General features: G+C 74.2%; 8 protein-coding genes. 2 read left to right on the forward strand and 6 right to left on the reverse strand.

Annotated features, from left to right (window positions below; translation table 11 throughout):
• Positions 1-21 precede the first annotated feature (21 nt).
• Genes ABD774_RS11130 through ABD774_RS11145 form a run of 4 tightly spaced genes read right to left on the reverse strand, consistent with a single transcriptional unit; the run spans position 22 to position 4,404 of the window.
• Entirely contained in the window at positions 22-1,206 is a 1,185-nt protein-coding gene (locus tag ABD774_RS11130) for an ROK family transcriptional regulator (RefSeq protein ID WP_345040998.1), read from the reverse strand.
• Positions 1,203-2,069: a carbohydrate ABC transporter permease gene (locus ABD774_RS11135; RefSeq protein WP_345041000.1), complete on the reverse strand. Its 867-nt coding sequence runs from the start codon at positions 2,067-2,069 to the stop codon at positions 1,203-1,205. The genes ABD774_RS11130 and ABD774_RS11135 overlap by 4 nt, the downstream gene beginning before the upstream one ends.
• Positions 2,066-3,001 carry a carbohydrate ABC transporter permease gene (locus tag ABD774_RS11140; RefSeq protein WP_345041002.1) on the reverse strand — a complete coding sequence of 312 codons (936 nt, stop codon included), beginning with the start codon at positions 2,999-3,001 and terminating at the stop codon, positions 2,066-2,068. The genes ABD774_RS11135 and ABD774_RS11140 overlap by 4 nt, the downstream gene beginning before the upstream one ends.
• Positions 2,998-4,404: an ABC transporter substrate-binding protein gene (locus tag ABD774_RS11145; protein ID WP_345041004.1), complete on the reverse strand. Its 1,407-nt coding sequence runs from the start codon at positions 4,402-4,404 to the stop codon at positions 2,998-3,000. Before ABD774_RS11145 ends, ABD774_RS11140 begins: the two co-directional genes overlap by 4 nt.
• Positions 4,405-4,520: 116 nt before the next feature.
• Between ABD774_RS11145 and ABD774_RS11150 the strand changes: the two genes are divergently transcribed.
• Both ABD774_RS11150 and ABD774_RS11155 read left to right on the forward strand, forming a co-directional pair.
• Complete coding sequence (locus ABD774_RS11150) at positions 4,521-5,573, forward strand: zinc-dependent alcohol dehydrogenase (protein WP_345041006.1); 1,053 nt, start codon at positions 4,521-4,523, stop codon at positions 5,571-5,573.
• Positions 5,570-6,880 carry an MGH1-like glycoside hydrolase domain-containing protein gene (locus ABD774_RS11155; protein ID WP_345041009.1) on the forward strand — a complete coding sequence of 437 codons (1,311 nt, stop codon included), beginning with the start codon at positions 5,570-5,572 and terminating at the stop codon, positions 6,878-6,880. The genes ABD774_RS11150 and ABD774_RS11155 overlap by 4 nt, the downstream gene beginning before the upstream one ends.
• Here ABD774_RS11155 and ABD774_RS11160 read toward each other — a convergent pair.
• Entirely contained in the window at positions 6,858-8,150 is a 1,293-nt protein-coding gene (locus ABD774_RS11160; protein ID WP_345041011.1) for a DUF58 domain-containing protein, read from the reverse strand. The genes ABD774_RS11155 and ABD774_RS11160 overlap by 23 nt on opposite strands.
• On the reverse strand, positions 8,150-9,106 hold the full coding sequence (locus tag ABD774_RS11165) for an AAA family ATPase (RefSeq protein WP_345041027.1): 957 nt from the start codon (positions 9,104-9,106) through the stop codon (positions 8,150-8,152). Before ABD774_RS11165 ends, ABD774_RS11160 begins: the two co-directional genes overlap by 1 nt.
• Positions 9,107-9,235: the final 129 nt, after the last annotated feature.

Below are 9,235 nucleotides of genomic sequence, written 5' to 3' on the forward strand. Positions count from 1 at the left end.
CCCGAGCGTACGTCGCCGCGCTCAGGGTTCCCCGGGCCCCTCTCCGGCGAGCCACTCGTTGACCGCGGCCGGCGCGAACACCCGGTCGACGACGCTCCGGGTGATCCCCACGAGCGCGGCGTCCCCGCCGATCGCGGCCAGCTCCACCTGGAGGTGGCGCGTGGCCCGCGGCAGGGTCCGGCGGTACAGCCGCTCCCGCACGCCGCTGAGCAGCGCCGTCGAGGCGAGGTCGCCGCCGAGGAGCAGCGTGCCGGGACTGAGCAGGCTCACGACCGTCGCGGCGACGTCACCGATCAGCCGGCCGGCCTCGCGGGTCAGCCGGGCGGCGTGCGGGTCGCCCGCGGCGAGCAGCAGCTGCACGTCGTGCCCGGAGGCGGCGGGGACCCCCAGCGCGGTGAGGTCCTCGGCCACCGCCCACCCGCTCGCCGTCGCCGCGAGGCATCCCCGGGCCCCGCACCGGCACATCCTGCCCTCGTGGTGCGTGCGCACGTGGCCGATGTCCCCGGCGCCGCCGTCGACCCCCTGGTAGACCTCCCCGTCGATGACGATCCCGGCGCCGATGCCGGTGGAGACCTTGATCAGCACCAGCGGGGGACCGTCCGGCCCGCGGCGCACATACTCGCCCAGGGCCATGGCGTTGGCGTCGTTGTCCACGACGACGACGGGGACGCCCGTGCGGGAGCTCACGTGCTCGATGACGGCGAACCCGTCCCACCCGGGCATGATCGGCGGCTCGCTCGGCCGGCCGGTGACGGGATCGACGGGGCCGGGCAGGGACACCCCCACGCCGCGGACGGCCGAGAGGTCGGTGCCGTGGTCCCGAAGGAGCCGGAGCAGGGAGGAGCAGACGGCGTCGAGGGTCTCCCGCGGCCCGGCCTGCACGCTGACCTGCGGCTCGCCGGTGCGCAGGATGCGGCCGGCGAGGTCGGTCACGGCCGTGCGGCAGCGCGTGGTCTCGAGCGCAGCCGCCAGGACCACCCCCTGGCCCGGGTTGAACTCCAGCCCCTGCGGCGGCCGCCCGCCGGTGCGCCCCTGGGGGCCGGCGTCGCGCAGGAGGCCCTGCTCGGCCAGGGGAGCGAGGCGCTGCCCCACGGTCATCCGGGACAGGCCGGTGATCTGCTGGATCTCTGCGCGGGTGCAGACGCCGGAGCGCCGGATCAGCGCCAGGATGTCCCCGGGGCCCGTCCCGGGGACGGACGGCTTCACCCCTTCTCCGCGCCGCTCGTCAGACCCTCGGTGAGCCCTCGTTCCGCGACGGCGTACAGGACCACGACGGGCACCGTGAGGAGCACCGACCCGGCCATGAGGGTCGTCTTGGCCACCTCGATGCCGTCGGCCAGCTGCGAGAGCCCGAGGGAGACGGTCCACAGGTCCCGCTCCGCCACCAGGAATAGCAGGGCGAAGAGGAACTCGTTCCACGCGATCATCCAGATGTACAGCGCGGTCGAGAGGATGGTCGGGCGCGCGAGCGGGATGGTGATGTGCCACATCGTCTGCACGCGGCTGGCGCCGTCGATGCGGGCGGACTCCTCGATGGACATGGGGATGGTGTCGAAGTACGACCGCAGCAGGTAGATCGACACGGGCACGGTCAGCGCGATGTAGACGAGCACCAGGCCGATGAGCGACTGGCGGATGCCCAGCGCGGAGAACCCGACGAACAGCGGGATGGCGATGATGATCGCCGGGAACAGGTACACGACGAGGAACAGCGCGTTGACCTGGCGGCGCCCGCGGAAGCGCAGGCGCGAGACGGCGTACGCCCCGGGGATGACGAGCAGGAGCGTGAGGATCGTCGTCGCCGTGGCCGCGATGAAGGAGTTGCGCATGAACCGGGCGAAGCCCTGCCCGCCCTCGTCGAGCGGGCGCAGCACGTCCTGGTAGGTGCCCAGCGTCAGGTTCGCCGCCGCGGGGAACAGCATGCCCGGGTCGCGCAGCAGCTCCTGGATGGGCACGAAGCTCATCATCAGCATGTAGTAGAAGGGGAAGAGCGTGACGACGACGAGCGCGGCGATCGTCAGCCACCGCAGCACGGCGAACGTGCGTTGCTCCAGCTGAAGGCGTCTCACGACCGATCCTCCGCCCGTGCCGAGAGCCGCAGGTAGGCGGCCAGGAAGATCGCCAGCACGATCGCGAGCACCAGCGCGGTCGCGGCGGCGCTCGAGATGTCGAAGCTGCCCATGAGCTGGTTGTAGACGCGCACCGCGGCCACCTCGGTCCCCGCGGCCCCGCCGGTGAGGAGGTAGACGTCGTCGAACTTGTTGAACGTCATGATCAGCCGCAGCACGGACAGCAGGGCGATGGTCGACATCAGCTGCGGCAGCACGATGTGCCGGAAGTTCTGCGACGGCGTCACGCCGTCGACGAGAGCGGCCTCCTCGATGTCGCGCGGCAGGGCGACGAGCCGGGCGGTGAGGAAGAGGAAGGCGAACGGGAAGTAGCGCCAGATCTCGAAGACGATGACCGTCAGGAGCGCGAACGGGGCACGACCGAGGAAGTCGATGCCCTGGTCCCACCCCAGGAACCGCTGGCCGTAGTGGTTGAGCACGCCGTACTGCGGGTTGAGCATGACCTGCCAGACGAAGGTCACGGCGACGACCGGGGCGACGTAGGGCAGCAGCATCATCGAGCGCAGCGCGCCCCGGCCCCGGAACGGGGACCGGAACGCCAGCGCGGCGACGAGCCCGACGACGATGGAGCCGAGGGTGGACAGGACCGAGTAGATCACCGTGGTCCACAGCGAGCGCCAGAACCCGGCGCCGGTGACCACGGCGAGGAAGTTGTCCATGGTGAGCTCGCCGCCGAAGATGCCCTCGGCCGCGATCGACGTGAACGACTTGTCCTGGAACGCCAGGATCACGTTCCACAGGATCGGGACCACGATCACGGCCACGACGATGATCGCCGTCGGGCTCACGAGGATCCAGGCGTCCCGGTTCTCGCGCTGCTGGCCGCGGAACCGGTTCCGGCTCCTGGGGGTGGTGGTGACGGCGTCGCTCACTGCTCCGGCAGCATCTGCTGCGCCGCCTCGGCGACCTGGCCGGCGGCCTCCTCGGCGCTGAGCCCGCCGCCCGTCATGTCGGCGACGGCGGTGGCGAGGGGCAGCTCGGCGGTGAAGGAGCCGAGCAGCTCGCCCTGGCCCTCCTTGAGCGCCCAGCGGTCGATGGTCTCGCCCACCGAGGTGAGCACGCCCAGGACCTCCTCGTCGTAGAACTCGCTCAGCGGCGCGCGCCGGTCCACCCCGGCCTCCAGGCCGGCCCAGGCGTCGGCGAAGGCGGTGTCGTTCTCGCCGTCACCGGTGCGCATGGGGGTCTTGCCCTCCGGCGCCATGGCCAGCCAGTCCACGTACGCGTCCGACATCATGTACTCGATGAACGCCTGCGCCCCCGCGGGGTTGTCGCCGTTGATGGCCACGAAGGAGGCGATCTCGCCGTAGCTGCCGGCCGACTCGCCGTCGGGCCCGGTGATCGTGGTGACCACGCCGCTGTTCTCGGCCAGCCAGGCGTCGTCGCCCGCGCACTCGTCACAGGTCGGCAGGGCGTCGTCACGCAGGCCGGCGAGCTCGTCGAGGATGTAGGTCGACCACATCACCATCGCCGACTGCCCGGCGAAGTACGAGGCCCGGGTGGAGTCCACGGACTGGGTGCCGGACGGGGAGTACTCCGAGCCGAGCGCCTGGTAGAGGCGGAACGTCTCCTGGCACGCCGGGGAGTCGATCGTGATCTCGTCGCCCTCGACGAGCTGGCAGCCGTTGCCCAGCGCCAAGGCCTCGAAGGACTGCTGGGTGAAGACGTCCGAGGCGTCGGTGGCGATCGTGATGCCGAACTGGTCGCCGGTCGTGAGCGTCCTGGCCGCCGTCTCCAGCGCCTCGTAGGTGGTGGGCGGCTCGAGGCCCGCCTCCTCGAACAGGTCGGTGCGGTAGACCAGGATCTGGCTCCAGCCGTCCGAGGGCACGGACAGCTGGTTCTCGCCGTCGCTGGTCAGCTCGAGGGCTGCCGGGTCGAAGGTGTCCTCGCCGAGGGTCTCGATCACCGCCTGGGTCGTCTCCGTGTCGACCATGTCCAGGCCGCCCATCTGGTGCACGAGCGCCAGGGGGAAGGACGCCATGACGTCAGGGAGGTCCCCGGACAGGGCGTTGGACTGGATGAGCTGCGGCGCCTGAGCCTCCTCGATCCCGACGAGCTCGACCTCCACGCCGGTGGCCTCGGTGAAGTTGGCCGCCATCTGCTGCTGCGCCGCGAAGCGGTCGGGCAGGCTCTCCATCGTCCAGACCGTGATGGCGCCGCCGGCCGTCTCGCCGTCGCCACCGCCGCCGCCATCGTCGCCGTCCGACCCGCACGCGGCGAGGACGAGGGCGGCGGCGAGGGTTCCGGCGAGCAGGACGGGTCGTGTGCGCAAGGACATGACGGCTCCTCTCCGAGCATCAGCCAGGTGAGCGGAGCGTATCGGACCTTCTGTCGATCTGGTATACGTATCGTGCCGACCACGCGATCGGATCTGGTGCTCGACGAGGAGATGCCATGGCCAGGGTCCTGCGGTTCGCCGCACCCCGGAAGGTCGAGACGGTGCGTGAGGAGCCGCCGCCGCTCGGCCCGGGCACGGTGCGCGTCCGCACCATCGCCTCCGGCGTCTCGGCGGGCACGGAGCTCACCGCGTTCCGCGGCACCAACCCATACCTGACCTTCGACTGGGACCCGGACCTCCGGCTCTTCCGGGAGCGTCCCCGCGGACCGACGGCGCGCTACCCGGTGGACGGGTGGGGCTACTCCGAGGTGGGGCGGGTGGTGGAGGCGGGGCCGGTGGCCGGCCTCCCGCACCCCGACGACGTGCATGTCGGCGACGTGGTCTGGGGGATGTGGGGGCACCGCACCGAGGCGGTCGTCGAGGCGTCCGCGCTGCGGGGGCACCGTCTGCCCGACGGTGTCGACCCGGCGGTCGGGTGCTTCGTGCGGGTGGGTGCCATCGCGCTCAACGCCGTGCTCGCCGCCCACGCCTCCCTCGGCTCCGTCGTCGCGATCCTCGGCCAGGGCGTCATCGGGCTGCTGGCCACCCGCTACGCGGTGCTGTCGGGGGCCACGGTCATCGCCGTCGAGGGGATCCCCCGCCGGCAGGAGGCGGCCCGCCGGATGGGCGCCCACCACGTGCTCACGCCCGGCGTCGAGCTGCCCGTGGAGCTACGGAGGATCACCCGCTCCGCCGGCATCGACGCGGCCGTCGAGATGTCCGGGACCTACGCCGGCCTGCAGTCCGCGACGCGGCTCGTCGGGCCCGACGGCGTCGTGGTGGCTGCCGGGTTCTACCAGGGTGAGGGGGCGCTGCGCCTGGGGGAGGAGTTCCACCACAACCGCGTGCAGATCATCGCCTCGCAGATCGGTTCGGTGCCCTCGATGCTCCGGGCCCGGTGGGACGTCGCCCGCCTGCAGCGCACCGTCGTCGACCACCTCCTGGCGGGGGAGCCGGAGGTCCTCTCGCTCATCTCGCACCGCTACCCGCTGGAGCGGGCGGCGGAGGCCTACGCGATGCTGGACGCCGCCGGGGGCGAGGCGCTCCAGGTGCTGCTGGAGATGCCGTGAGAGCTGCCCGGGAGGCGGCGCCGGCCGCGGCCCGGCACGCGGCCCTGGAGCTCCTCGGCCGGAACTGGACCGGCACCCACACGGTGCCCGCGGCGGGGCTGTACCCGCACCAGTGGAGCTGGGACTCGGCGTTCGTCGCCGTCGGGCTGCGCCACCACGACCCGGTGCGCGCCCAGACGGAGCTCGAGACGCTCCTGGCCGCCCAGTGGTCCGACGGGCGCGTGCCGCAAATCGTCTACGACCCCACGGTCGCGGACGAGTACTCCCCGAACGCGGCGTTCTGGGGCAGCACGCGCCTGGCGGCCGCCCGGGGCCGGGCGACGTCGCTGCTCGTCCAGCCACCGGTGCACGCGTGGGCGGCGTGGCTGGTGCACACCGCCGACCCGGAGGTCTCGCGGCGGCGCCGGTTCCTCGAGCGCGTCCACCCCCGGTTGCGTGCGTGGCACGAGTACCTGCGACGGGAGCGGGACCGGGGCAGCGGACTCGCGGCGGTCGTGCACCCGTGGGAGTCCGGGACGGACAACTCGCCCCTGTGGGACGACGCGCTGGCGCGGCTGCCGGAGCGGCCCGGGGCGTCCCCGCCCCGCCCGGACCTCGCGCACGCCGACGCGGCGGAGCGGCCCTCCGACCGCGAGTACGGCCGGTACTTCTGGCTGGCCGAGCACTACCGCGACCGCGCCGGGGACGACGGCGACCCGGAGCCCCCCTTCGCCATGGAGGACCCGGCGTTCAACGCCCTGTGGGCGCTGTCGGAGCAGGCGCTCGCGGCGACCGCCCGCGAGCTCGGCCTGCCGGCGGAGGAGCACGAGCGGCGGGCGGCGGAGATCCTCGCCGCCCTCGAGCCGCTCTTCGACCCGGTGCTCGGCGTGTACGTGGCCCGGGACGCCCTCACCGGCGAGCTGGTGCGCCGGGCGACGGTCTCCGGGCTCGTCCCCGCCGCCGTGCCGGGGGCGCACCACGCGGGGGCGGTGGTGGCGGCAGCCCTGGGCCCCCGCTTCCTGGGCAGCGGTGCGGCCCTCGTGCCGAGCTACGACGCCACGGCGCCCGACCTGGACCGCGCCCTGTACTGGCGGGGGCCGGCGTGGTTCAACACCACCTGGCTCGTGGCCGGGGCGCTGCGCCGGCACGGCCACCACGACACCGCCGCCCGGCTCGGCGAGACCATGGTCCGCCTGGCCGTGGGGCAGGACTTCCCCGAGTACGTCGACGCCTGGGACGGCAGCCCGCACGGCACGCGCGGGTTCAGCTGGACGGCCGCCGTCGTCCTGGACGTCCTCGCCACACCTACAGGCGACCGGCGGCCTTGAGCGCGAGGTAGGTGTCCGCCAGCGCGGGCGCGAGATCGTCGGGTGCGGCCTCGACCACCTCGACCCCGCGGCGCCGCAGCCGCAGGGCGACGGCGTCGCGCTCGAGCTCGCCGCGCTCGGCGGCCGCCGCGTCGTAGACGGCGTCCGCGCTGGAGCGGTCGGCGCGCAGGGCGGCGACCTCGGGGTCGGAGGCGGAGGCCAGGACCACCATGTGGTCGGCGGTGAGCGCCTGTGCCACGGGCAGCAGCCCGGACGTCACCGCGGAGGGCTCCAGGGCGCTGAGCAGCACCACGAGGCCGCGCTGCGAGAGGGAGTCGCGCACCACCTGCGTCACCGTCGTCCAGCTGATCTCGACCAGGGACGGCTCGAGGGGCGCCATCGCCTGGGCCAGCGCGTTCATCAGCCGCGGCCCGTGCTCCCCGCTGACCCGCGCCCGCACCTGCGTGTCCACCGCCACGAGGTCCACCCGGTCCCCGGCGCGGGAGGCGAGCGCCGCCAGCAGCAGCGCCGCCTCGATCTGGGCGTCCAGGCGGGGCGCGTCCCCCAGGCGGGCGGCGGAGAGACGGGCGGTGTCGAGCACGATGAGGACCCGCCGGTCGCGCTCGGGGCGCCACGTGCGCACGACGACGTCGCCGCGGCGAGCGGTGGCCCGCCAGTCGATGGCGCGCACGTCGTCGCCGATGACGTACTCACGCAGGGAGTCGAACTCCGTGCCCTGCCCCCGCACGAGCACGGCGGCGCGCCCGTCCATCTCCCGCAGGCGTGCCAGGCGGGAGGGCAGGTGACGGCGCGAGGAGAACGCGGGGAGGACCCGCAGGGTGGCCGGGGCCGCCAGGGACGCCTGGCGGGCGGCCAGCCCGAGGGGCCCGAAGGAGCGCACGGTGACGAGGTCCGCCGGCCGGTCGCCGCGGCGGACGGGCAGCAGCGCGGTGCGCACCCGGCGCCGCTCCCCGGCCGGCACCGTCACACGGTGCCGGTTGCGCGCCGCACCGGCCGAGGGCGGCCAGGCGTCGCGCACGAGCGCGCGCAGGGTCCGCGGGCCGGGGTGGGCCAGGGTGAGGGTCGAGGACGACGGCTCGCCCAGCCGGACCGACGCCGGCACGGCGCGGGTCAGCTCGACACGCCTGGGGGAGGCCGCCAGGACGGTGTCGACCACGCACGCCAGCACGACCAGGCCCACCCACAGCCACAGCGTGAGCGCGCGCGGCCACAGCAGCACGGGCACGACGCCGGCCGCGGTGAGCAGCGCCGCACGGGTGGTGGGGATCATCAGCGCGGGACCGGCACCGAGCCGAGCACGCCGTCCAGCACGGTCTCGGCCGTCACGCCCTCCAGCTCGGCCTCGGCCCGCAGCTGCACCCGGTGGCGCAGGGTCGGGTGGGCGAGCGCCTTGACGTCGTCGGGCGTGACGTAGCCCCGGCCCGAGAGCCAGGCCCACGCCCGGGAGGTGGCGAGCAGCGCCGTCGCCCCGCGCGGGGAGACGCCGAGGGAGAGCGACGGGGAGGTCCGGGTGGCGCGCACCAGGTCCACGATGTAGCCCAGCACCTCGGGCGCCACCTCGACCGTGGCGACCTCGGCGCGCGCGGCGGCCACGTCCTGGGGCCCGGCCACGGCCGTGACCCCGGCCGACGCGAGGTCGCGGGGGTTGAAGTCGTGCGCGTGGCGGTGCAGCACCTCGATCTCGTCTCTGCGCTCGGGCAGCGGCAGGATCAGCTTGAGCAGGAACCGGTCGAGCTGCGCCTCGGGGAGGGGGTAGGTGCCCTCGTACTCCACGGGGTTCTGGGTCGCGATGACCATGAACGGGTCCGGCAGCGGGCGCGGCACGCCGTCGACGGAGACCTGCCGCTCCTCCATCGCCTCCAGCAGGGAGGCCTGGGTCTTGGGCGGGGTGCGGTTGATCTCGTCGGCGAGGAGCAGGTTGGTGAAGACCGGTCCCTCACGGAAGGAGAACTCGGCCGAGCGGGCGTCGTAGATGAGCGAGCCGGTGACGTCGCCGGGCATGAGGTCCGGGGTGAACTGCACGCGCTTGGTCCCCATGGCGAGCGACGCCGCCAGCGTGCGCACCAGGAGGGTCTTCGCCACGCCGGGCACGCCCTCGAGCAGCACGTGGCCGCCGCACAGCAGCGCGATGACCAGCCCCGTCACGGCCGCGTCCTGCCCCACGACGGCCTTGCCCACCTCCGCGCGGAGCGCGCCGAGACGACGCCGCGCGGCCGAGTCGGCCACCGCCGGGACGTGCCGCTGACCCGGGCCGGCGGCGTGCGCGCCCGCCGGGATGCCCTGGGCGGGCGCGCCGGGACCGGACGCGCCCGGCGGCTGCGCGCCGCGGTCGGGGGCGGCGTAGCCGTCCTGCGG

The sequence above is a fragment of the Georgenia daeguensis genome, from assembly GCF_039537705.1.
Lineage (GTDB): Bacteria > Actinomycetota > Actinomycetes > Actinomycetales > Actinomycetaceae > Georgenia > Georgenia daeguensis.